The following is a 1,086-nucleotide window of genomic DNA, read 5'->3' as shown; positions in this document are numbered from 1 at the left end:
GAGCGATCGCCATTCTCCTAATATCAAATCTGGTCAGACACGCCATGCATTCAAAACCTAGACATGATCCAGATGTCTGCCGCCCTCTTGTCAAAAGGCGGCGAAGCAGGGGATCAAAGGCAGGATATCCCAGCTATGCCCCTTCAACCGGGCTCGATATGAGCTCTCTTTTATCAAGCCCAAAAAAGAGTTCAAGCCCTGATTCTCTGATCAGATGTCACTAGCCGCAATAGCAAGGATTTGTCAGAATGGCCCCAAATGACACAAGAGAGATAGGTTTGACTAGCTGTACGCTAGCCAAACTCATGTTCAGTAGGCTCTACGCACATCCATCTCCAACGTCCAACTCATCGAGACAGTCTCCCCCGCGCCTAGATCTGTATGCAGCTCATTTGCTTCATTGGTCAACGAATGCCTGTCTCCAAAGTGGCTAGGCATTTAGGCATTAGTCCCCAAAGCAGCTTCAATGTCGGATAAGGTGTTGCGCAGAGCTTCCTGCAGTTGCTCAAGGTGCGATCGCTCAAGCTGACTCATCTCAAGTTTTTCTACATTGCGAATTAATCCTTCAACCTGCCGCTGAGTCGGGCTAGGTTTAGAGACTTTGGTATGACGACTGATTTCCTCTGCCACCAATTTACGCACCTGCGCCACGGAGAGTTTATTGGTGATCACCTGCTTTAAAAGTCTAGCCCGAGCCCGTTTGATCACATCTTTTTGGATATTTGGATTTTTGTCTAGCAAATTTTTAGCAGATAGGCGCTGAAGGGCAAGGGCATGCATTCCTCCTAAGCCTTGCTCTCGAATCGCCTGTTTTAGATCCTCTAAGAGGCCTAACATCGGAAAAATGTTCGCGCTCACGGATGCTGGATTAAGCTGCAACCCCAACAAAATTTGGACAACGCTTTTCTCCGTCACGTCTAGTTCAAACCGATCAATCGATTCTCGTTGCTGCTCCAAGGGGGCCAAGACCAACTCACCCAGGGTAGCAAGGTGTCCATGGCGCTCTAAACGACGAACTGCTGTGCGTAAAAGACGTGGGATGTCCGCTTCGTTCAAGCTAACCTGATGAGATATTTCACGCACTAA

Annotated in this window: 1 protein-coding gene; it reads right to left on the bottom strand. The window is 48.6% G+C overall.

Features of this window, described 5'->3' with window-relative positions:
- Positions 1-438 precede the first annotated feature (438 nt).
- The coding region (locus V6D20_14605) for a hypothetical protein (protein ID HEY9817010.1) at positions 439-1,086 on the bottom strand (648 nt) is incomplete at its 5' end.

Source organism: Candidatus Obscuribacterales bacterium (assembly GCA_036703605.1).
In the GTDB taxonomy this organism is placed as follows: Bacteria; Cyanobacteriota; Cyanobacteriia; order RECH01; family RECH01; genus RECH01.
Note: the sequence above shows the minus strand (reverse complement) of the source record. Positions and strands in the feature narration are given on the sequence as shown.